This is a genomic window from Novosphingobium sp., from assembly GCF_032093395.1.
In the GTDB taxonomy this organism is placed as follows: Bacteria; Pseudomonadota; Alphaproteobacteria; order Sphingomonadales; family Sphingomonadaceae; genus Novosphingobium.
The window spans coordinates 25,883-47,690 of record NZ_DAMDBA010000036.1 but is presented as its reverse complement, the minus strand read 5'-3'; the positions used below and the strand labels follow the sequence as shown (position 1 = coordinate 47,690).

The window sequence follows — 21,808 nt, the reverse complement described above, 5'->3', positions numbered from 1 at the left end:
GACGGGTGATCCAGCAAGGCAGGTGATGATACAGAACTCGGCTAACGGGGAAGGCCAGGGCGAAGGCTCGGCTTCACCTTCTGTCTGGCGCTATGCCAAGGCGACACGTGCCTACGTCGTGATCGACGCGGCGGATTATTTCGAACTTATGCGCGGCGTCATGGAAGAGGCGCAGCAGCGCATCTTCATGATTGGCTGGGATTTCGATTCGCGGATCCTGCTGTCGTCCGGACGGCGCTGGTGGCAGCGGGGTCACCACGAGAGATTTCCGGCGCGCCTGGGATCCTTCGTCGTCTGGCTGGTCAGGAACAATCCAAAGCTGGAAATCCTGCTGCTCAAGTGGAACGTCTCGCTGATCAAGTCGCTCTTTCGCGGCACGATGGTCTTCGACCTCATCCGCTGGGCGCGGCGCGAGAGAATCGATTTCAAGTTCGACGGCGCCCATCCGATCGGATGCAGCCACCACCAGAAGATCGTGGTGGTGGACGATGTCTTCGCGGCCTGCGGCGGAATCGACATGACCTCCGACCGCTGGGATACGCCGGACCATCTTCCCGGCGATACCCGACGCAAGCGACCTTCAGGGCGGCTTTATGGCCCCTGGCACGACGTGACGATGGTGATGGAAGGCGAGGTTGCCGCGCGGTTGGGCGATCTGGGGCGCGAACGCTGGAAGGTGGCAGGCGGCGCGGAAATCCCGCCCTGTACCCCGCAGCAGACGTCACCCTGGCCGGAGGAACTTCGTGCCGAGTTTGAGAATGTCGAGATCGGCATAGCTCGCACGCGGGCCGAATATGGCGACTGCGCGCAAGTCAGCGAGATCGAGGCGCTGTTCGTGGAGCAGATCCGCCGGGCCAAGCGCTTTGTCTATGCCGAAACGCAGTATTTCGCGTCGCGGGCCATAGCCGAAGCGATTTGCGAGCGGTTGCTGGAAGACGATCCGCCGGAATTCCTCATCATCAATCCGCTGACTGCCGATGGCTGGCTGGAGCAGATCGCGATGGACACGGCGCGGGTGGAACTCGTGCGGACCTTGCGCAATGCGGATCCCACCGGCCGGTTCCGGATCTATTATCCCGTGACCTCGGATGGAACGCCGATCTACGTCCACGCCAAGTTGATGATCGTGGACGACGAGATCCTGCGGGTCGGATCGGCCAACATGAACAACCGCTCGATGGGGCTCGATTCCGAGTGCGACGTCTTCATCGATGCCGCGCGCCCGGCCAATGCCCACGTTACGCCAGCGATCACGGGACTGCGCCATCGCTTGCTCGCCGAGCACTGCGGGGTGACGGAGGCTGCCATCGCCGAGGCGCTCGATCGCCATGGCTCGATGCTGGCGGCCATCGAAAGCCTTGTGCCTTCGGGCAAACATCTGGAACCCTTGCCCTTGAAACATCTCACCGAAGCTGAAAGAGCGCTCGGTGAAAGTGCTCTGCTCGATCCGGAACGACCCGGTGAGATGTTCGAGCCGATCGAGCGGCGCGGTCTCTTCCGCCGCAAGGGGCAGCTCCTGCGGCTGCGCCTGATGGACAGATTGCGAAGGAGTAAGAAGGGATGAGCAGCCTTGACGGTCCCGACGAGGACAACCCGCTGGGCAAGCCGGCCGTCCCCGACCATGTGCAGCAGGCGATCCGCACGCTGATCGAATGGGCCGGTGACGATCCTTCCCGCGAGGGGCTGCTGGACACGCCCAAGCGCGTGGCACGTGCCTGGAAGGAATATTGCCAGGGTTACGGCGAAGATCCTGCCGTCCACCTCAGCCGCGTGTTCGAGGAAGTGGGCGGCTACGACGAAGTCGTGCTGCTCAAGGACATTCCATTCCAGTCGCATTGCGAGCACCACATGGCGCCGATCATCGGCAAGGCGGCAATCGCCTATCTGCCGAAGGACCATGTCGTGGGCATTTCCAAGCTTGCCCGCGTTCTTCATGGTTTCGCGCGCCGCCTCCAGATCCAGGAGCGCCTGACCGCCGAAGTGGCCCAGTGCATCTGGGACCATCTCCAGCCGCAGGGTGTGGCCGTGGTGATCGAGGCCAGCCATGCGTGTATGACGGCGCGCGGCGTGCGCACGCCGGGCGTGAGCATGATCACCAGCCGCATGATGGGCACGTTCCTCGACGATGAGCGCAGCCGCAAGGAAGTGCTCAGCCTGATGGGTTACTGACGCCGGCCCCACACACGAATAGAGCGACTGCGATTATCCCCGCCTGTCCGGCGCCGGGGGCTTGAAAAGCGCCCCGCGCCGCGGCGAAGGAGGCTGGATGCCGGGCAGCGTGCCGGGCTTCCCAGGGGGATATCTTGAGCGGACCGATCGAAACCGGGGAACTGCCCGCCGTCGAGGACGGACCCGGCCGGCGCTGGTTGGCGCTGGCCGCCATGCTGGTGCCCGCGGCGATGCTGGCGGTGCTCTTGCTGCGCCGCGTGTGGGACGTGGACATCTTCTGGCAGCTCAAGCTTGGGGAGATCATCCTCGCGCACGGTGGCCCGATCTCTCGCGAGCCGTTCGCGGCGCTTCACCTGGGCGAACCGCTACCGGCGGTAGGCTGGCTGGCCCAGGCCAGCATGGCCTTCGTACGCCGCATCGGCAGCTGGGATGCGCTGAGGCTTTACGACGCGCTCTGCTGGCTCGGCGGGTTCTGGGCGGTCGCGGGTGCATGCCGCGCCAGGGGGGCATCGCGCGAAGCCGTGGCACTTGCGCTGATCCTCGTATTCATGGCGGCCCTGCCGACCGCGAGCATCCGGCCGCAGAGCTACGCGGCGCTTTGCTTCGGCCTGCTGCTCGCCCTGCAACGGCTGCGTCTCCGGCCGTTGGCGACCGTCGCATTGGGTGCGCCGCTGCTGGTGCTGTGGCAGAACCTTCATCCTTCGGTCAGCGTGGCGGCTCTGGCGCTGGGGCTTCAGGCGGCGGTGGGCGCCATCGCATGCCTGCGCGATCGCACTCGGCCATTGCCGTTCGCTCCGGCGGTGCTGACGCTTGTGGCGATCGGGGCGATGTTCGCCACGCCGGATGGTTTCTCGATCCTGTCGATCTCGGCGACCAATGCGGAGATGAGCCTGGCGATCGGCGCCAGCGAATGGCGGCCGCTCTGGATCGAGAGCAACTGGATCAACGCCGTGCCGGTGCTGGTCACGGTCGCCGTGGCGATCGCTCTGCTGCTGCGCGGACGCGGACCTGTGGAGCCGTTCGAACTGCTGCTGGCGCTGGCGCTGTTTGCGCTTACCCTTACGGCCTATCGCTTCGTGCTGTTCTGGGCGATCGCCATGGTCCCGGTGATCGCACGGGCAGCATCCTGGCACAGTAAGCCGGAAGATCGGCAGATGCCGCGCTGGATTTCCCTTGCGGCCCTCGGTCTGGTAGCGGTGAGCGTGCCGGTTCTGGCGCCCACCCGCTTCGCCCCGAGCCTGCCGCTGGAGGCGCTCGCGCACCTGAAGCGACAGGATGTGCGCGGCACCATCTATGCCGACTTTCCCTACGGCGGGGCCGTGATCGACATGGGGTGGCCGGCCTGGCACGTGGCCTATGACGGGCGCTACTACCGCTATGCGCGCGAGGAATGGCGCTACAACGGCGGGATCGAGAACGGCTATGTGCCGTTGGTGGACGTCATCGCCAAATGGCACCCTGCCGCCTTCGTGATCCAGGAAGAGCACAACGCGCCACTGGCCGGGGAACTGGCCCGCTCTCGCCGCTGGAAGCGGATCTATCGCGGGCCGGACGGCGTGGTCGTATACGTTCCCCGCTCTCGATAGGGCGTCATTTCGTCGGAGCGTGAGGCGTCCCGCCCGAGAAGGCGTCCGCGATCGAGCAGGCGGCGGGGCCGAGGATGACCACGAACAGCGTCGGCAGGATGAACAGGATCAGCGGTACGGTCATGATCGCGGGCAGGCGCGCGGCTTTCTCCTCGGCGCGCATCATGCGTTCGTTGCGGAATTCTGCCGAGAGCACGCGCAGTGCCGATGCCAGCGGCGTGCCGTAGCGCTCGGTCTGGATCATCGTGGTGACGACCCCGCGCATGGCATCGAGATTGACGCGATAGGCCAGGTTCTCGAAGGCATGGCGCCGCTCGGTAAGGAACGACAGCTCGATCGAAGTGAGCGAGAACTCCTCTCCCAGCTCCGGATAGGCACGGCCGAGTTCGCGGGCGACGCGATCGAAGGCGGCGTCCACGGTCAGGCCGGCCTCGGCGCAGATCACCAGCAGGTCGAGCGCATCGGGCAGGCCCTTGCGGATCGCGTCGGTGCGCTTGGTGATCATGTTCTTGATGAAGATGTCCGGCCCCTTGTAGCCGGCGATCAACATTGCCGCGAAGCCGATGAAACGCTTGAAGCTGCTCCACTGCGGGAAATAGTCTATCCCGTAGATCACCAGCGCCGCCGTGCCGCCCAGCACGATCGGGGCGACCAGCCGCGCGAAGACGACGGCGACGGCCCATTCCTTGTTGCGGATGCCGGCCTGGGCCAGTTTCTGTTCGATGTCCCGCAACTGGCTGTCCTGGAGCATCTTCAGCTTGCCCAGGAAAGCGCCCATCCGGTCGGTGGTTTCGTTGCGGCGCACCACGCTCTGGCGCTTGCGCGGCGCGGCGGTGATACCGGCCTTGAGCGCCTCTCGCCGCTGGTTCAGCGCCTTCACGCGCTTGGCCATGGGATCGCGCACGGTGATGGCGGCATAGATCGCCAGCATCACGGCGAAGGCAGCGACCATCGAGAGCAGGGTACCGACGAAGATGACGTCGAAACCGAGGAGGGTGGGGCCGGATTGTGGCATCTTGCGGTCTGTCCTGCGCTCAGATTTCGAAGCTGACCATCTTGGCCATGATGAAGGCGCCGATGCCCATCCAGACGGCGCCGCCCAGGCCCGCCACGGTCAGGCGGTCGTCGGTGAAGAAGGTGCCGATGTAACCGGGGTTGATCCACCAGATCATGCCGAAGACGATGAAGGGAAGGGCGCCGACGATATAGGCGGATGCCTTCGATTCCGAACTCATCGCGCGGATCTTCAGCTTCATCTGCGAGCGCTTGCGCAGCACGTCGGACAGGTTCGCCAAGGTTTCGGCCAGGTTGCCGCCGGTTTCCCGCTGGATGGCCAGGGTGATGCAGAAAAAGCTGAATTCCGGGATGTCTAGCCGGTCGGAGGTGTCCTGAAGGGCGTCCTCCATGGTCCGGCCGATCTTGATGCGTTCGGTGATGAGCTTGAATTCCTCGCCGACCGGCCCGGGTACTTCCTTGGCAACGACGCCAAGCGTTTCCGTAACCGGCAGGCCCGAACGCAGGCCGCGTACCAGCAGTTCGATCGCGTCGGGAAACTTTGCGTTGAAGGCGTTGGTCCGCCGCGCGATTAGCTTGTTCAGCACGAAGTGCGGGATGCCGGCACCGACGAACAGGCCGAACGCAAGCGCCAGGGCCAGCGCGCCGGTCTTCAGCGCGACGAGCAGGGCCACGACCAAGCCAAGTCCTGCCGAGGTAGCGAGGTATCGATTGATCGACCAACTGGCACCGGAACGGTGCAGGCGCAGGGCCAGCGCATCGATCCGCGAGCCCGATCCGGCCTTCTTGTGCGTCATCGGCCGTCGCGCCGCTACGGCCTTGCGCATCTGCGCCTCCACGCGATCGGTCGTGCTCTGCGAGTGGCGGTAACGCACCGATTTCAGACGGCGCGTGGATTCCTTGGCGGGGGACGGGCCGGAAAAGGCGGTCCAGACCAGTGCCGCCGCGCTCAGCAGGCCGACTGCCACCAGGAGGAGCTGCATCATGTTCATGGCCGATCGGTGCCCACTTCGCAGCCCCTCAGCGAGGAGCCGTTTCCTTCTTCGCCACGGCCTTGCCCATGAAGGCCTTGAGATCGAGCTTGCCCAGCAGCGAAGGCTTGACGGTCGCCCCGCCGGTTCCTGCTTCACTGGTTACGGTTGCCGTGTCGCCGGACTCGTCGAGGATCATCCGCGCAAGATCGCGGATCGCGGTGCCGGCGCGATTGCCGCGATTGGTGTCCGCGAAGGTCCGTCCCAGCTTGGCGGCCAGGGAAGCCGCCTTGAGGTCGTAGGGAATGGTCACTTGCAGGGTCGTCTCGATCGAGGCTTCGAAATCGGCCTTGGTAATCTCGGCCAGACTCGGCTGGACCTTGTTCGCCACCACGAAGACGCGGGCGTGAGAGGCGTTCGCCTTGAGCCAGGACAGCATGCGGATCGTGTCCCGCGCCGATGCCAGCGTCATTTCCACCACCAGAACCACGGCATTCACATTGGCCAGCAGTTGCGGGAAATTGATCAGCATGTTGCGCGGCATGTCGATCACGGTCATCTCGAAAGCCTGACGGAATTCCTCCTCAAGCTGGATGAAGGCCGAACCGTCGGTCATCAGCGGGGTGCCGATGGCTGCCTCGGCCGAAAGGATCGCCAGGTTGTCGTTCGCGCGGATCATCGCGCGTTCGATGAACAGACCGTCGATGCGGCTCGGGTTCTCGATGGCGTCGGTCAGGCCGCGGCCCGGCTCCAGGTCGAGGCAGAGCGCTCCGGTGCCGAAATGGATGTCGAGGTCGAGCAGGGCGGTCGGCAGCTTGTCGTCGGCGCTGAACAGCCAGGCGAGCGAGGTCGCCAGCGTGGAGGCGCCTACCCCGCCGCGCGTGCCGATCACCGCCGTCGAGAAATGCGACCGCGCCGTGCCTGCCTCATGGCCGCGCGGGGCGGAGAACACTGCCTGCGCGTGGGCCAGGGTGTCGCGGACGATGCCGGGCGTCAGCGGCTTGAGCAGGTAGTCCTGGATGCCGCTGGCGAGCAGGTCTCGATAGAGACGAACGTCGTTGACCTGACCAACGGCGATGACGACCGTGCCGGGCTCGCAGACTTCGGCCAGGGCATTGATGTCGTTGAGGGGATCGCCGCTTTCCGACAGATCGACCATGAGGATGTTCGGGCTTGCGGAGATCGACAGCGACTGGACCGCGTTGCGCAGGCCGCCCCGGTTGCACATTTCCGGCGGCCAGCCCATTTCGAGCGCGATGGGGCGCAGCACGTCGAGCGAGGCGTCGTCGCACATGTAGGCGGCGAACTGGCCGCGACCTTGGCCGCCGCCCGATTTCCAGGGTGCGTTCATGGATCAGTTCGCCTTGCTGGAGGTGGCCGAAACGGAATTGCCGCCGGTCGGTGCGGCCTTGCGATAGGCTTCGATCGCCTTTGACGAACTCATCACCGTTGTCTCTCCGGTATCGCGGGCGCCGTGGGCCAGGTCTTCCGGGTTCGCGACCATCGCGGCCAGGTTGGAATTGGTGGCGCAGCCGTAGTTGCCGGAAAGGCCGTTGTTGGGATTGAAGTCGCTGCCGGTCGACCAGTCCGGGCAGCCGGGGACAGAGGCCTTCGATCGCACGACGACGATCCGCGCGATACCCGCATCGATGTAGCCTTCCGTCACCGGAACGCCTTCGGCGAGCACCAGGCCATGGCGCCCCGCCATCGCATCGACGGCGCCGCGCACGGCCGGATTGCCCGAGGGATCGTCGAGGTAGACCCGGTCGCCATACTTGAGGCCCATGGCCTCGAACCAGCCCGCAAGTCGGGTGGGTTCGCCGGAGCCGAGACCGGAGCCGTCGGTTCGTACGTCCAGCGTGTAGTTGACCCGTTCGACCACCGGCTGGTGCACGCTGTTCATCGAGCGATTGGTGGGCATGCCGCCGCACCCTGCCAGCAGCAGGCCAAGCGAGAATGCGAGAGAAGTGCCGAGGATGCGGCGCGCGATAGGATTGGACGTCGACATCATCTTTCTCACTTCAGGCTGAAACCGGGGCGGGCGGCGGTATCCGCCGGGCGCCTGGCACTTTTTCCGCTTGCGGGCGCCGGGGCTGAAGCTGCACCCGCACCCAGGCCGGTTGTGTCACCCGTTGCGTTCGTCCTGGCCTCGGGGCGCTTGCCGCCGCTGCTGCCGTCGCTCTCCATGTTGCCGAGCAGGCGCTGGAGATCGTTGGGTGCATTGAACCCGTCCGTCGGCAGGGCGATCTGCGAGGCGTCCACCGGATTGACGAGGTAGGGCGTCACCACGATCACCAGTTCCGTCTCGCCCCTGCCGTAGCTGGTGGACCGGAACAGCGAGCCCAGGATCGGCAGGTCGCCGGCGCCGGGCAGCTTCTGGATGGTGTTAGTGGAATTGTTGCTGAGCAACCCGGCAATCATGAAGCTCTGGCCCGAGCCGAGTTCCACGGTGGTCTCGGTGCGGCGCACGGTCAGCGCGGGCACTTCGTAGCCGTTGAAGTTGACCGCGCCCTGGCTCGAAAGCTCGGAGACTTCGGGGCGCACGCGCATCGAGATCCGGCCGTTGGCAAGCACTGTCGGCGAATAGCTGAGGCTGACGCCGTACTTCTTGTATTCGATCGAGGTGGTGCCCAGCGCCTGGCTGATCGGGATCGGATATTCGCCGCCCGCCAGAAACTCCGCCGTCTCGCCCGACAGCGCGGTGAGGTTCGGCTGGGCGAGGGTGGTGACGAGCCCCACCGTTTCGCCGGCGTCGAGCGAACCCAGGATGTTCACGCCGAGCAGCTTGCCGGCCGCGGCCAGCGTGCTGCCGGTGGAATTGGTGGCGACACTGCTGCCGGGAACTTTGGTGCCATCGGGCAGGGTAACTTCGACATCGCCGCCTACACCGAGCGGCAGGCCCGGCACGTGCTGTTTGATCGCGCCCTGGCCGATGCCGAACTTGAAGCCGCTGGTGGCGTCGATCGTCGACATGTTGACCGCGAGCGACTTGACCAGCGAGCGGCTGACTTCGGCAATGCGGACCTGCAGGTTGACCTGGAGCGGCGTGGCCATGCGCAGGCGGCTGATGACGTTCGCTTCCTTGCCGGCATAGGCCTGGACGAGGCGTTCCGCCTCGGCCGCGTCATCGGGCGTCTTCACCGTGCCGGTCAGCAGGAAAGTGCTGGAGCCCATCGTCGAAACGCCGATCCGGGCCTCCGGCATGGCGAGACGCAGCATCGCATCGACGCTGTCCAGATTGGAGCCGACCCGGACGGTCGCAGACCAGATCACCGCGCCCGCCGCATTGCTGGCGTAGACCGTCGTCGTGCCGCCGGCCTTTCCGAAGACGTAGAGCTGCCTTGCAGTCTTGACCTGTACGTCCGCCACGGCGTCGTTGGCGACGAAGACGTCGGCCATGGCGCCCGGCACGTTCACCAGCTGGCCGTTGCCGATCGAAAGCGTCATGTCCTGCGCGGGCGCGATCACTGACTGGGCTCCGGCGGGTGCGGACACGATGGCGATTGCGCAGGCCGCCACCAGTGCGGAGGAGGCACAGGCACGCAGCATGGATTTCAGAAGGCGCGTCTGCATCGTGGAAACTTTCGACGAAGGGATGCGAACGATTGCGGGCATAATGGTGGCCTCGGACATCAATTCTTGCCCACCGGTTCTTCGGTGGTCTCCTTGCCGCGCGTCACCCGCACGACCGGCCCGGTGCGAACCGGCGCGGCGGAAGGTGCTTGCGGTCCGGCGGCAACGGCCACGGTACGGGCGGCGACTTCGGCGCCCGTCGCGGGACGGCTCGACCGCTGGAAGCGGGAGACGTCCCCGCCGGTCATGTAGGTGGAAGCGCCTTCGATGGGGCGGTTCATCGCATTGCGCATGAGCTGCTCTTCCTGCTCGCGCGTCGCGCCCTCGGGCACTTTGACATCGCCGCTGGCAAGGATGCGCTCGAACTCGACCTGGCTGTCGGCAATGGCGCGCAGGGAAAGGCTGAGCGTGCCGATTTCCTGCGCCACGGCGACCTTCTCGGCAATGCGCGGCGTGACTTCGAGCGTGACCGTGCTGAAGGCATGGACCACGGTCTTGCCGTCCACCACTTCGTTGTCGGTAGCCTGGTCGGTCGCGAGCACGCGCAAGTTGCGCAGGATCGTTTCCGAGGCGCGCAGGCTCTGGCCACCGTCGTTGCCGGCGACCTGCTGGGTGAGCACGAGATCGACGTGGTCGCCCGGAAAGACGAAGCCGCCGACGCCGGTCCTGGCGGAAACCGGGATGGTCACGGCGCGCATGCCGGGGCCGAGCGCAGCAGCCAGGAAGCCACGGTCGCCCGGCGCCACCAGCGCACCCTGCGTGACGGGCTGGCCTGCCGTGATCTGAAAGCGGACGACGGTGCCGAGCAGCTTTTGCATGTCGGCCTTTCCGTCGATGTAATAGGCGTCCTTCACCAGTTCGCTGGGCCAGTCCTGGTAGGACACGGCGTCGGCGGTGATGATCGTGCCGACCGGCAAGGCGCGCTGGGCGACGAGAACCTTGGGGCCGGTGGGCTGCGCGGTCGCCACGGCCTGGGCCTGGGGCGCGGCCGAACCGGCGAACATCGAGCGGGCAGCCATCGCCGTCACCACTGCTATCAGCAGCGCGGCAACCAGCAGCACCAGCTTCTTCCTATCCATGTCTAAGCGACCCCCTGCATGTCTTCGGAAAAACCAGGCATCCGAAGCCGTAACCCCTAGGTCCGAAATCACTGCAAATCGTGATCGGGCCTACCTACGTAGAATCGCTTAAATTGGTTAAAATCGAGTTCATCCAGAAACCTGCGTGAACAACGCTTGTTCGGCGATCACCCAGAGCGCGGCCGCCGAAATGGCGACACCGTAGGGGATCGGCAGGCGCGATTTCTGGCGGCGCATGATATGGCGGAACCCGAAGAGAAACAGCGCGACCACCGCGAGTGCTGCAACGACCAGCAGCCAGGTCTGCGGAACCGCGAGATGGATGGCCTCCAGTCGCTGCGGCGACATCAACGGGCGGTGCATCGCCAGTGCATGGACGATGCTGCCCGCCAGCAGCACCCATCCGATCGCAACGATCCAGCCGATCGCATCGCGAAGGGTTTCGCCCGGCATGCGCTCCATGTTGAACGCGGCCATGGCGATGGAGGCACCGCCACCGATCATCGCCATGAGCACGATGACCTGCCCGAAATGGGCCGGCGCAAACCAGAGCGCCAAAGCCGTGAGCAGCTTGACGTCACCGCCCCCCATCTGGCGCAGGGCGAAGAGGGCGCAGGCCACGGCGAAAGTGATCACGCAGAGCCCGACCTGCCAGGCAACCGCGCTCCAACCGAATCCCATGGACCACCACCATAGCGGCGCGGCCAGGGCGATCGCGAGATTGAGGGCGTTGTCTATCTCGCGCCGCTTGAGATCGGTGAAGGCCGCGACCAGCAGGGCGATTGCCAATGCCAGCAGCAATGCATACGAAAAGGCTCCGCCCGGCATCGTGTTTCCCCTAGGTCCGGGGCGCGATCTAGCGGATACCGCTTACGAAACAGTAACCAAGTATCGAGGCCCAAGTCAGCCAGGTGACCATTCCCGCAACCGAGAGCAAGCCCGTTTTCAGCCGCTTTTCGCCGTCCTTGGGCGACATCGCGCGCGAGGCCGCCAAGGCGCGTCGGGCGATCCCCGAAGGTGTCGTCGAGAGTTTCTGGACCGGCCCGAGCGGACCGGAGCCCTTGCGCCGGATCGACTGGCCGGTAGCCGGAACCCGAGGCTCGATCCTGTTCCTGCCGGGGCGCGGAGACTGCTACGAAAAGTGGCTGGAAACGCTGGAGCAGTGGCACCTCGAAGGCTGGGCGGTCAGTTCGATCGACTGGCGGGGGCAGGCGCTCAGCGGCCGTCTCGGTTTCGATGCGACGACCGGGCACGTTCCCGACTTCGACCTGTGGGTCGAGGATCTCGCCGCCTTCTGGAATGCGTGGGCCGCCGATCGGCCGGGGCCGCATGTGCTTGTCGGCCATTCGATGGGCGGGCATCTCGCGCTGCGGGCTGCCGCTCAGGGGAAGGTCCGGCCGGATTCGCTTGTACTGTCCGCGCCGATGCTGGGCATTCATCCCGCGTGGGTGCCGTCGGGGCTGCTCCATGCCGTCGCGCGCGGAATTGCCGGGCTGGGCGATTCGCGTCGTCCGGCCTGGAAGCACAGCGAGAAGCCGGAGCTTCTCCCACATGCCCGGTCGCAGCTGCTCACGCATGACAAGGCCCGTTACGCCGATGAGAACTGGTGGCGCGAACGGCGGCCGGGCATCGTCATGGGGCCGGCAAGCTGGGGCTGGATCGAACGGGCGCTGGCCTCGATCGGTCTGCTCGAAGCCAAAGGCGCGCTGGAAGCGATGAAGGTGCCGGTACTGCTGCTGGCCACCCGCTATGACGGGCTCGTTTCCTGGCCGGCAATCCGGCGTGCCGCGCGCAGGCTGCCTCGGGCCGAACTTTTGGCCTTCGGGCACGAAGCCCGGCACGAAATCCTGCGTGAGAGCGATCCAGTGCGTGATCGGGCACTTGCGACCATTCGGGACTTCCTGAACCGGACCGCGCCCGTTAGGGGCTGACCCCCTATGGATGCGAGGTTCGATATCGTCGTAGTGGGCGCCGGCATGGCAGGCGCTTCGCTGGCCGCCCGGTTGGGAAAGCAGGCCCGCGTGCTTGTGATCGAGGCCGAGGAGAGCCCCGGCTACCATGCGACCGGCCGGTCTGCGGCATTCTGGACGGAGAGCTACGGCGGCCCGCAGGTCAAGCCGCTGACCACCGCCTCCGGCCCCGAACTGCACCGTCTGGGCGTGCTCACGCCACGCGGCGCGCTGACGATCGGCCGGACCGGACAAGAGCGAGACATTGCTGCTTTCGCGCAGACCTACGGCGGCGTCGGCATCGCCGTAGAGCGGCTGGATCGTGCGGAGATCGCGGCACGCATTCCCGATCTCAAGCCGGAATGGACCTGCGGCGTGCTGGAGCCCAGCACCTGCGACATCGACGTGGCGGCGCTTCACCAACATTACCTCGCCACCGCGCGCAAGGCGGGCGTGGCGCTATGGTGCCGCGCGGGCCTTGCAGCCGCCACGCGCGTTTCTGGTGGCTGGGCGCTCACGCTGGCCGATGGTCGCCGGATCGGTTGCGACATGCTGGTAAACGCGGCAGGCGCCTGGGCCGATCCGGTCGCGCGCAAGGCTGGGGTCGAGCCGCTGGGCATAGCGCCCTTTCGTCGCACCATTGCGCAAGTCGCGATCGAGCCCGTCGCGCCGGACAGCTTGCCGCTGGTCCTCGATGTCGCGGGCGGGTTTTATTTCAAGCCCGAAAGCGGCCGCCTCTGGCTGAGCCCGCACGACGAGACGCCCAGTTCGCCCTGCGACGCCGCGCCGGAGGAAATCGACGTGGCGCTCGCGATCGACAGGTTCGAGCAGGTGGTCGATCGGCCGGTCCTGCGCGTGGAGCATCGCTGGGCAGGCTTGCGCTCCTTCGCGCCGGACCGGCTGCCGGTCTACGGTTTCGATCCGCAGGACGGTGCGTTCTTCTGGTTCGCCGGGCAGGGCGGCTTCGGCATTCAGACTGCCCCCGCCGCTGCGGTGCTGGGGGCGGGGCTGTTGTTGGGGAAGGTGATGGGTGAGGTCGATCCTGAGCCGTTTGGGCCGGGACGGTTTTTAGGGAGGTGAAGTCCTGGGGGATGATCCCCCAGACCCTCGGAATATCGATCTTGCGCGCCGCCTAGCCGTCGTGCGCTCCGTGCGGCGCAGCCATTTTGTCTTCCGACGCCACCATGGGCGCATTACGGAGTTGGCTAGCGTGACCTCGACAGTCCTGGGGGTGCAGGGGGGCTAAGCTCCCCTGCTTTTCCTTTCCTTCACTCGTTATTCTCAGCCTGCTGACTTGCCCCGCTACCCTTCCGCCCTGGCGCAACGAAGTGCCAGGCCAGCAAAACCGGCTCCAGCACTGCCATGCCCACGAAGATGCTCACGAGCCGATGCACTGCGGGCATGATCTCCGCGTCGGCGTAAGAGTCGGGCACGAGGACGACGAGCACCGCGAGGGTGAACTGGAGCCCGAGGTAGGTCACGTTGGGCAGGCCATTCTCGATATGCCTGCCGATCACGATGCCGAGGCACGTCCCGGCGATCAGCACCGGCGCGCTGCCCTGGGCGAGCAGGAGCACCGCCAGCCCCAGCGCGCCGCCCGCGAGACAGCCCAGCGTACGTTGGAACAGACGGCGGGTAACGGGTACGAAACCGCTCGCGCCGATGCCGCTGACGGGCACGATCATCACCGCCATCACGGTGACGGCGGCCTGGGCCATCTGCGGCAGTTGGAACAGGGCGTGAAGCACCGGTAGCACGGCGATGGCGATCCCGGCCTGCGCGGCGTGGCGCGCGGCGTGAGGGTGCCACTTCATCCGGTCCGGTGCCGGCTTTCGCCCGGCCAGCCATCTCCTGCCCGAAAGTGTGGCGGCGCAAAGGCTCACGATGACGCAGGCGGCCGTACCGGCGATCACTTCCAGCATACGCGTCTGCGCGAAGTGGATGGTGTCGAGGTCCGGGTGCTCCAGCTTGTCGAGCAGGATCATCTCGAAGGTCAGGCCGAACAGCAGCCAGGCATAGGCGCGCCGGGCGGTGATCATGCCGTAGAGGCCGACCGCGCCCACCAGCGCGGCGCTGACCATGGCGAGCGGCAGGGAATGGGCGGCATAGGGAACGATCGCCAGGGCCAGCAGCGATCCGATCGCGGTGCCGGCGATACGCATCGCACCGCGCAGGAGCGTTTCGGCAGTCTCGCTCTTGAGCAGGACGAAGGCGGTGAAGGCCGCCCAGGCCACCACTTTCGCGCCGATCAAATGCGCAAAGAGGATCGCCAACATGACCGAGGCGACGCAGGCCCATTCGTCCGCCATGCGCGGGCCGGGCGTCACGAGGGCGCGCGCTTCCTCGCGTAGACGGTCGCGGATGACGGTCGATGAGGGGAAGCGAGGTTCGGGAGCAGGCAGCAGCGGGCTCCCGCTACTTTCCGGCGGCGACCGCCGCGTCGCTGGCCAGTTTGTCCACGCGTTCGTTCTCTGCGTGGCCGGAGTGGCCGCGAACCCATTCCCAGTGGACCTTGTGGCGGGCGACCGCCTCGATCAGGTCATGCCAGAGGTCGGCATTGCGCACCGGCTGCTTGCTGGCATTGATCCAGCCCTTCTTCTTCCAGCCGTGCACCCACTTGGTGATACCGTCGATCACGTACTTGCTGTCGGTCTGGAGCGTGATCTCGCAAGGCTCGGTAAGGGCATTGAGGCCCTTGATGACGGCCGTCATCTCCATGCGGTTGTTGGTGGTGTCAGGCTCGCCGCCCGACATCTCTTTCTCGTGGACGCCCATGCGCAGCAGCACGCCCCAGCCTCCGGGGCCGGGATTGCCCTTGCAAGCGCCGTCGGTGAAGATTTGTACCTGCTTCATGCCGCGAAAATACCGGAATTGGCCGGATCGGCATAGAATTCGAGGCGGCGGGCGAAGGCCATGGGATCCTTGGGCGTGACGAGGGCGTCCTCCGGCGTGTTCAGCCAGTCGTAGGCGCGGGTCGCCAGGAAGCGGATTGCCGCGCCGCGCGCCAGCAGCGGCAGGGCGGCGCGCTCGGCATCGGAGAGCGGGCGCACGGCTTCGTACCCCTCGATCAAGGCGCGCGACAGGTCGGGGAGGAACTGCGTGCCATCATTGCTGAAGCACCAGGCCGTGTGGGTGACGACGACATCGTAAGCCAGCAGATCGGTGCAGGCGAAGTAGAAGTCGATCAGCCCGGTGACCTTGCTTCCCAGCATCAGCACGTTGTCGGTGAAGAGGTCGGCATGGATCACGCCGCTGGGCAGGTCTGAAGGCCACTGTCCGGCCAATCGGGCCAGTTCGCGTTCCACCAGTGCACCGAGGTTGGGGTCTATCGATTCCAGCCCTTCGCGCGTGCAGTCGCCCAGCAGTTGCTGCCATGCCGGCAGGTCCAGCGAGTTTGCGCGCGATCGTCCGAAGTCCGCTGCGGCGAGGTGGATCTGCGCCAGCGCCGCGCCCACCGCGCGGGCCTGTGCGGGAGTCGGCTCGGAAACGGAAACGCCGGGCAGGAACTCGATCAGCGCCAGAGCCTTGCGGTTCTCGCCTTCGCCGATGAAGCGATGGCTGGCGCCGTCGCGGTCGTGCATGGTGCGCGGTACCGGGCAATCGCGTGCGGCGAGATGGTCCAGCAGGTCGAGGAAGAACGGCAGTTCGGAAACGTCCGTCCGGCTCTCGTAGACGGTGAGGATGAAGCGGCGGGCTTTCTCTGCCTGTTGCGTCTCGATCAGCCAGTTGCTGTTGGACACGCCTTCGGCGATGCCCTTGGCTGAAACCAGCGTGCCGACGTCGAACGTCTCGATGATCGCGGACATTTCCTCCGCGCCAAGTCGGGTATAGACTGCCATGACTTTACTGGATTCCTTCAGCGGGCGAGCTGGCGCGGCAGCTTGAACGTGATGGTTTCCTCTGCGGTCACCCGTTCCTCGGATTCGACTTCGCGCAGTTCCTTGATCCGGGTGATCACTTCGTTGACCAGTTCCTCCGGTGCCGAGGCGCCGGCGGTCAGGCCCAGCGTTGCAATATCTGCCAGCCATTCCGGTTCGACGTCGGCGGCGCGCTGGATCATCTGGCCGCGCGAGCCGGCACGTTCCGCCACTTCGACAAGGCGAAGCGAGTTCGAACTCTTGGGCGATCCGATCACCAGCACCAGGTCGCAATCGGGGGCGATCTGCTTGACGGCCGCCTGACGGTTGGACGTCGCGTAGCAGATGTCTTCCTGCTTGGGGGCAACCACCTGGGGAAAGCGTGCCTGGATCGCGGCGATGATCCCGGCGGTATCGTCCACCGACAGCGTCGTCTGCGACAGATAGGCAAGTTCGCAATCCGACGGAACATCGACGGTAGCGACATCCTCGATCGTCTCGATCAGAGTCATGTTGCCTTCGGGAACCTGTCCGAACGTGCCGATCACTTCCGGATGGCCGGAATGGCCGATGAACAGGATGTGGCGACCGTCCGCGATCTGCCGCTCCGCCTGACGGTGGACCTTGCTGACGAGCGGACAGGTTGCATCCAGCCAATCGAGCCCACGGGCGGTCGCCTTGGCCGGTACCGACTTGGGCACGCCGTGGGCGGAGAAGATCACCGGCACGCCGTCCGGCACCTGGTCTACGCTTTCCACGAAGACCGCGCCCTTGGCCTTGAGATTGTCCACCACGTACTTGTTGTGCACGATCTCGTGCCGAACGTAGACCGGGGCGCCGTAGATCTCGATGGCACGCTCCACGATCTCGATCGCGCGGTCCACCCCTGCGCAAAAACCGCGCGGTGCTGCGATCAACAGGCGAAGAGGCGTTCCGGAACGTGGCGGGCCGGAACGGGGCGGGTTCGGAGACGGAAAGGGCGCGTTCATGATTGGGGCTCTAGCGCTTTGCCGCTCGCACCGCTAGGGCAAGCCGACGTCTTCGAGGAACCTCACGATGAATGCACGCCGCCTGACTGCCACTGTCCTCTGCTCCGCCGCCGCGGTGTCCGCGCTGAGCGGCTGCGCCAAGAAGGGAGAGATCGTGGTCGATTCGGGCGTGGGCATCACCGCCGTGCGGTCTGCCTGCCCGGCGGTCGGGATTCCCGACTATACAGGCGACATGACGCTGTTCCGCGCGCCGAATGATCGCACCGCCGCCAATATCGACTTGGAAGCTGCCATGACCAACGTGCGCACCGTGTGCAACGAGCAGGGCGGTGACAAGGTCTTCGCGAAAGTGGAGTTCGACGTGCTGGCGCGCCGGAACGACAAGCAGGGCGCCCGCCAGGTGACGCTGCCGTTCTTCGTCTCGGTCCTCCAGGGCGGAAGCGCCGTGGTTTCCAAGCGCGTCGGCCGTGTCACGCTCACTTTCGCGGATGGTCAGGATCGTGCGCAGGCCCATGCCACGGGATCGGCCTTCATCGATCGTGCCGCCGCGACGCTGCCTGCCGACATTCGCGAGAAGATCACGCGCAAGCGCAAGGCGGGCGATGCCGATGCTGCCGTCGATCCGCTTTCGGATCCCACCGTCAAGGCAGCCGTTGCCCGTTCGAGCTTCGAAGTCCTGATCGGCTTCCAGCTCGACGAGGCGCAGCTGGCCTACAACGCCACGCGCTGAGAGGCCCGCTCCAGCGGCTTCGGAAAGATCGAGGCCGGGAGCGTCCTAGGCCTTACCCGATCCGCGATGCCTGCCGTTTGCCGCATTCCCCGCGGTTTTTCAGCGCTTGTCCGATTGCGTCTTGGGCACCGCGTGCCAAAGCCTTGCGGTCGCGCCGATCCGCTTCGTCCAGCGGCTTCAGGAAGTGCAAGGTAACCCTGAGCGGCTTCGTGCGTGCAAGAATGCGCAGGGCGTTGTCCAGGCCCGGTTCGTCGCCGATCCAGGCGATTTCGGCCGCATCGCTGCCGTAGTCGATCCAGACCGGTTGGGCGGCGATGTCCGCGTCTTCCGTGCCGATGGCGGAGAGTAGCGACGACTTGAACGGCAGCAGCGTGACGCCGTCGGAGGTGGTGCCTTCGGGGAAGATCGTCAGCGCTCCCGTTTCCCGCAGTGCCTGGCGGACCTGCTCCACTTGCGCGGAAACGGTGCTGCGGCGATGGCGGGCGATGAAGATCGTGTCGTTGAGCGCGCAAAGCCATCGCAGGGGCGCGAAGCCGGCCAACCCGTCATGCGCGACGAAGGCGGTTCGGGTAACGCCCGACAGCGCGGGGATATCCAGCCAGCTTACATGAGTGGCAAGGAAGAAAGTGTTGGAGAGGGAGCGCGTACCTTTCACGGCGACGCGAAGCCCGCTGACGACGCCTACCAGCTTCAGGAAGAACGGAGGCACCGGATTGCGCTTCGTGACGGGCGCTAAAAGGTAATAGGCGGGAACGCATGTCGCCAGCAGCACAAGCAAACACAAAAGGCGGACAGCTACCAAGGGCCATGCCCAGGGTGCGATCCGCCTTTTCATGAAGGAAGCCTTGGCCGCAGCCTCGGCGTTCACTTGCGCTTTTCGCCTTCCTCGCGGTCGATCCGCACTCCGAAGAGTTCCATGCGGTGGTCGACCAGGCGGAAGCCAAGCTTTTCCGCGATCTGGCGCTGAAGCGATTCAAGCTCGGGATCGACGAATTCGATCACCTGGCCGGATTCGACGTCGATCATGTGGTCATGATGTGCTTCCGGCGCCGCTTCGTAGCGGGCGCGACCATCACCGAAATCATGACGGTCCAGAATGCCGGCTTCCTCGAAGAGGCGCACGGTGCGGTAGACAGTGGCGATCGAGATGCCCGGATCCAGCGCGGTGGCGCGTTCGTGGAGTTTCTCCACGTCGGGATGGTCGGTACTCTCGGACAGCACTCGGGCAATGATGCGGCGTTGTTCGGTGATCCGAAGGCCGCGTTCGGCGCAGAGCGCTTCGAGGTCGATAGGTTGATGCACGTTTGACCCGTATCAATGAAAAGGCACGGCAACCTAGATAGGCTGCCGTGCCCATAATCACAACCGCAGAACGTCGATCGGAAAGACCGACGTTTCTCGTTGGACGCCTTATGCGGCGACCGTCTTGGGCTTGCGTCCGCGGCGAGCGTTCGGCTTGCGGCCCAGACCGATCTTCTTGGCCAGTTCGCGGCGCTTCTCGGCATAGTTGGGAGCGACCATCGGATAGTCGGCGGGCAGGTTCCAGCGCGCGCGATACTCTTCCGGGGTCATGTTATAGTGCGTCATCAGGTGGCGCTTCAGCATTTTCAGCTTCTTGCCGTCTTCAAGGCAGACGATGTAGTCCGGCTTGACCGAAGCGCGAACCGAAACGGCGGGTTCCGGCTTTTCTTCTTCAACGACGGGCGCACCGCCAAGTCCGGCGAGGGCGCCGTAGACATTGGTGATGAGTGCGGGAAGATCTTCGACGCCGACGCTGTTGTTGCTGACGTGGGCGGCGACGATGTCTGACGTGAGCGTGATCAACGTCTCGTTGGCATCAGCCTGGATGTTTTCCATTATTCTACGACCTCTTTTATTGCGACCATTTCTGGAATCGGCGGCCATTTAAGGCCTGCCCATTAGCTCTGAACCATTTTGACCTCAAATTCAAGATCGATTCAAAGTCGTCCCTATTTGCGACAGTTGTAACGACAAAGAGGATGAGCAATATTTTGAGTGTCTTGGAGGCTATGCGTATATTTCAGGCTATATCGCAAGCAAAGGTGAGTGCGTCGATTCTATTTCCCGCCGGTGTACGATAGTATTCCTTGCGTTCACCGATCTGATAAAAGCCGAATCCGGAGTAAAGCGATTGTGCCGGATTTCCTTTTCTCATCTCCAGCAGCAAGCGTTTAGCTCCGCGTCCGGTAGCGGCAAGTTTAAGCGCATCCAGTATGGATCGACCAAGTCCCAACCGGCGATATTCGGGCGCTACGGCCAGAAGCAGCAGTTCTTCTTCCTCATATCCGGTGCGGGATAGCGAAAAGCCCGCCGCAGCTTCCGGTTCGACAACGGCTTTTCCTTCGGCGGAGATGAGGAAATAGTGGCAGTTGCCGAAGGCGAGCGCATCCTCCACTTGCCGGCGGTTCCACGCTTCGCCCCAGGCCGGATCGAAGGAACTGGCCATGACTGCCATGATCCGGTCGAGATCGTCGATCATCCGTAGGTCAGACCTGCGGTCCGGGGCGTCCGCCTGGCAGGCGAGCGTCGGGCGCGCGGCCATAGAGCGGGCGAATGTCGGCTGACAGGGCCTCGGGTGGCAGCAGGAGGAAAGCGCGGGCGTCGGGCCAGATCGGCAGCGCCGTACCGCTGCCCCGTGCCGCGACTAGCGCCTCTGCCTGGTTGCCGGCGATGACGTCCTCGACCATCTCGGCTGCGGCGTCGGGGCGCAGCGAGGCAAGCGAATTGCCGGGCGTTTCGTCGGCGGCAAAGGCTTGTACGAACCATTCGCCATGGCCGCCGGTCATGGCTACGCCGACGGGGACAGGCCCCACCTGATCGCGCGCGATGGCCGCCACCAAGGAAAGCGTGGAATAGCCCAACACGTTCGAGCCCCAGGCCAGCGCCAGGGCGCGCCCGGCCGCAAGGCCCACGCGAACGCCGGTAAAGCTGCCAGGACCGAGCGCGACGACGATGCGTTCGGCCCGGCCACGATCGGGCAGGGCAGCAATCATTGGCACGAGCGCTTCGGCATGACCGCGCCCGAGCATCCGGAACTCGCCGGCGAGCAGGGTTTCGCCATCGAAAAGCGCGACCGAGCAGGCTTCGGTCGCGCTGTCGATCACCAGTGTCCGGCCGCCTAAAGCCTCCCCCGTAGTCCCTTTCATGCTGGCGGTCAGGCCGCGCGGACTTCGGTGACTTCGGGAACGTAGTGCTTCAGCAGGCTCTCGATGCCGTGTTTCAGCGTGGCGCTGGAGGAGGGGCAGCCCGAACAGGCGCCCTGCATGGCGAGATAGACCACGCCATCGCGATAACCACGATAGACGATGTCTCCGCCGTCGTTGGCAACGGCGGGACGCACGCGGGTTTCGATCAGGTCCTTGATCTGTTCGACGATGTCGGCATCGGCGGGATCGTCGCCATAGTCCGCGTCCTCTTCGATCGGTACGGAGAAGCCGCTGGCGTCCCCGCCGGCAAAGAGCGGCGCTTCCGAAACGAAGTGATCCAGCAGGATCGAGACGACCTGGGGCTTGAGGTCCGACCATTCCACGCCGGGCGCGGCCGTGACGGAAACGAAGCCCTGGCCGAAGAATACGCCCGTGACGTCGCCAAGGTCGAACAGCGCCTGCGCCAGCGGCGAGACCTCTGCGTCCTCTGGCGAGGTAAATTCGCGGGTGCCGGCCGGCATCACCTGCCGTCCGGGCAGGAATTTAAGCGTGGCGGGATTGGGCGTGGCTTCGGTTTCGATGAACATGATCCACGCGATTTAGGTGTTGGTGAGGTAGGGTCAAGTCCACAAGGTGCAATTGACTTTGCGCGAGGCGGGAACAAGGCTGCATTCTCGCTCATTTCACGCCGCGACTTTCCATCCTGGAACTGCCGCTCACCATC

The 21,808-nt window shown here is 65.2% G+C and carries 23 protein-coding genes; 6 read left to right on the top strand and 17 right to left on the bottom strand.

What is annotated here, in order from left to right; genetic code table 11:
* Positions 1-25: 25 nt before the first annotated feature.
* From RT424_RS13465 to RT424_RS13455, 3 genes are all read left to right on the top strand, one after another.
* On the top strand, positions 26-1,564 hold the full coding sequence (locus RT424_RS13465) for a phospholipase D-like domain-containing protein (protein ID WP_313439003.1): 1,539 nt from the start codon (positions 26-28) through the stop codon (positions 1,562-1,564).
* Entirely contained in the window at positions 1,561-2,169 is a 609-nt protein-coding gene (gene folE, locus RT424_RS13460) for a GTP cyclohydrolase I FolE (protein ID WP_313438990.1), read from the top strand. Before RT424_RS13465 ends, folE begins: the two co-directional genes overlap by 4 nt.
* A 134-nt stretch (positions 2,170-2,303) precedes the next feature.
* Entirely contained in the window at positions 2,304-3,755 is a 1,452-nt protein-coding gene (locus tag RT424_RS13455; protein WP_313438987.1) for a hypothetical protein, read from the top strand.
* Between the two features lie 4 nt (positions 3,756-3,759).
* Here RT424_RS13455 and RT424_RS13450 read toward each other — a convergent pair whose 3' ends face one another.
* The 7 genes from RT424_RS13450 to RT424_RS13420 form a co-directional block, all read right to left on the bottom strand.
* The gene (locus tag RT424_RS13450) at positions 3,760-4,770 is read right to left on the bottom strand and encodes a type II secretion system F family protein (protein WP_313438984.1); all 1,011 of its coding nucleotides are present in this window, start codon (positions 4,768-4,770) and stop codon (positions 3,760-3,762) included.
* A 19-nt stretch (positions 4,771-4,789) separates the two neighbouring features.
* Positions 4,790-5,761 (bottom strand): type II secretion system F family protein, encoded by a 972-nt coding sequence (locus RT424_RS13445; RefSeq protein WP_313438981.1) that lies wholly within the window; start codon positions 5,759-5,761, stop codon positions 4,790-4,792.
* A 28-nt stretch (positions 5,762-5,789) separates the two neighbouring features.
* A complete protein-coding gene (locus RT424_RS13440; RefSeq protein WP_313438978.1) occupies positions 5,790-7,091 on the bottom strand; it encodes a pilus assembly protein CpaE in 1,302 nt (433 codons plus the stop codon).
* Positions 7,092-7,094: 3 nt separating this feature from the next.
* A complete protein-coding gene (locus RT424_RS13435) occupies positions 7,095-7,748 on the bottom strand; it encodes a CpaD family pilus assembly protein (protein WP_313438975.1) in 654 nt (217 codons plus the stop codon).
* Positions 7,749-7,756: 8 nt separating this feature from the next.
* The gene (locus RT424_RS13430; protein ID WP_313438972.1) at positions 7,757-9,313 is read right to left on the bottom strand and encodes a type II and III secretion system protein family protein; all 1,557 of its coding nucleotides are present in this window, start codon (positions 9,311-9,313) and stop codon (positions 7,757-7,759) included.
* Positions 9,314-9,372: 59 nt separating this feature from the next.
* Positions 9,373-10,392: a Flp pilus assembly protein CpaB gene (cpaB, locus tag RT424_RS13425; protein WP_313438969.1), complete on the bottom strand. Its 1,020-nt coding sequence runs from the start codon at positions 10,390-10,392 to the stop codon at positions 9,373-9,375.
* A gap of 129 nt (positions 10,393-10,521) precedes the next feature.
* Positions 10,522-11,220 carry a prepilin peptidase gene (locus RT424_RS13420; RefSeq protein ID WP_313438966.1) on the bottom strand — a complete coding sequence of 233 codons (699 nt, stop codon included), beginning with the start codon at positions 11,218-11,220 and terminating at the stop codon, positions 10,522-10,524.
* 146 nt (positions 11,221-11,366) lie between these two features.
* Between RT424_RS13420 and RT424_RS13415 the strand changes: the two genes are divergently transcribed.
* Both RT424_RS13415 and RT424_RS13410 read left to right on the top strand, forming a co-directional pair.
* Positions 11,367-12,323 carry an alpha/beta hydrolase gene (locus tag RT424_RS13415; protein WP_313439001.1) on the top strand — a complete coding sequence of 319 codons (957 nt, stop codon included), beginning with the start codon at positions 11,367-11,369 and terminating at the stop codon, positions 12,321-12,323.
* Positions 12,324-12,329: 6 nt separating this feature from the next.
* On the top strand, positions 12,330-13,421 hold the full coding sequence (locus tag RT424_RS13410; protein ID WP_313438963.1) for an FAD-dependent oxidoreductase: 1,092 nt from the start codon (positions 12,330-12,332) through the stop codon (positions 13,419-13,421).
* Positions 13,422-13,609: 188 nt separating this feature from the next.
* Here the strand turns inward: RT424_RS13410 and RT424_RS13405 are convergent, their stop codons facing one another.
* The 4 genes from RT424_RS13405 to ispH all read right to left on the bottom strand — a co-directional run bounded on the left by RT424_RS13405 (position 13,610) and on the right by ispH (position 17,187).
* Complete coding sequence (locus tag RT424_RS13405) at positions 13,610-14,668, bottom strand: FUSC family protein (RefSeq protein ID WP_313438960.1); 1,059 nt, start codon at positions 14,666-14,668, stop codon at positions 13,610-13,612.
* 88 nt (positions 14,669-14,756) lie between these two features.
* Positions 14,757-15,194, bottom strand: coding sequence for a ribonuclease HI (gene rnhA / locus RT424_RS13400; protein WP_132262277.1), 438 nt, complete (start codon positions 15,192-15,194; stop codon positions 14,757-14,759).
* The gene (gene thrB / locus RT424_RS13395) at positions 15,191-16,180 is read right to left on the bottom strand and encodes a homoserine kinase (protein ID WP_313438952.1); all 990 of its coding nucleotides are present in this window, start codon (positions 16,178-16,180) and stop codon (positions 15,191-15,193) included. The genes rnhA and thrB overlap by 4 nt, the downstream gene beginning before the upstream one ends.
* Before the next feature lie 17 nt (positions 16,181-16,197).
* Positions 16,198-17,187, bottom strand: a complete 990-nt coding sequence (gene ispH / locus RT424_RS13390) for a 4-hydroxy-3-methylbut-2-enyl diphosphate reductase (protein ID WP_313438949.1) — start codon at positions 17,185-17,187, stop codon at positions 16,198-16,200.
* 67 nt (positions 17,188-17,254) lie between these two features.
* Here ispH and RT424_RS13385 point away from each other — a divergent pair, with 67 nt between their 5' ends.
* On the top strand, positions 17,255-17,917 hold the full coding sequence (locus tag RT424_RS13385; protein WP_313438946.1) for a hypothetical protein: 663 nt from the start codon (positions 17,255-17,257) through the stop codon (positions 17,915-17,917).
* Positions 17,918-17,969: 52 nt separating this feature from the next.
* Here RT424_RS13385 and RT424_RS13380 read toward each other — a convergent pair whose 3' ends face one another.
* From RT424_RS13380 to RT424_RS13355, 6 genes are all read right to left on the bottom strand, one after another.
* Positions 17,970-18,689 carry a lysophospholipid acyltransferase family protein gene (locus RT424_RS13380; protein ID WP_313438943.1) on the bottom strand — a complete coding sequence of 240 codons (720 nt, stop codon included), beginning with the start codon at positions 18,687-18,689 and terminating at the stop codon, positions 17,970-17,972.
* 92 nt (positions 18,690-18,781) lie between these two features.
* Entirely contained in the window at positions 18,782-19,219 is a 438-nt protein-coding gene (locus tag RT424_RS13375) for a Fur family transcriptional regulator (RefSeq protein ID WP_086492770.1), read from the bottom strand.
* Positions 19,220-19,327: 108 nt separating this feature from the next.
* Positions 19,328-19,774 carry a MucR family transcriptional regulator gene (locus tag RT424_RS13370; protein WP_086492771.1) on the bottom strand — a complete coding sequence of 149 codons (447 nt, stop codon included), beginning with the start codon at positions 19,772-19,774 and terminating at the stop codon, positions 19,328-19,330.
* A 184-nt stretch (positions 19,775-19,958) separates the two neighbouring features.
* Positions 19,959-20,417, bottom strand: a complete 459-nt coding sequence (locus tag RT424_RS13365; RefSeq protein WP_313438934.1) for a GNAT family N-acetyltransferase — start codon at positions 20,415-20,417, stop codon at positions 19,959-19,961.
* A 7-nt stretch (positions 20,418-20,424) separates the two neighbouring features.
* Positions 20,425-21,084: a tRNA (adenosine(37)-N6)-threonylcarbamoyltransferase complex dimerization subunit type 1 TsaB gene (tsaB, locus tag RT424_RS13360; protein ID WP_313438931.1), complete on the bottom strand. Its 660-nt coding sequence runs from the start codon at positions 21,082-21,084 to the stop codon at positions 20,425-20,427.
* A gap of 8 nt (positions 21,085-21,092) precedes the next feature.
* On the bottom strand, positions 21,093-21,671 hold the full coding sequence (locus RT424_RS13355; RefSeq protein ID WP_313438929.1) for a NifU family protein: 579 nt from the start codon (positions 21,669-21,671) through the stop codon (positions 21,093-21,095).
* Positions 21,672-21,808 lie beyond the last annotated feature (137 nt).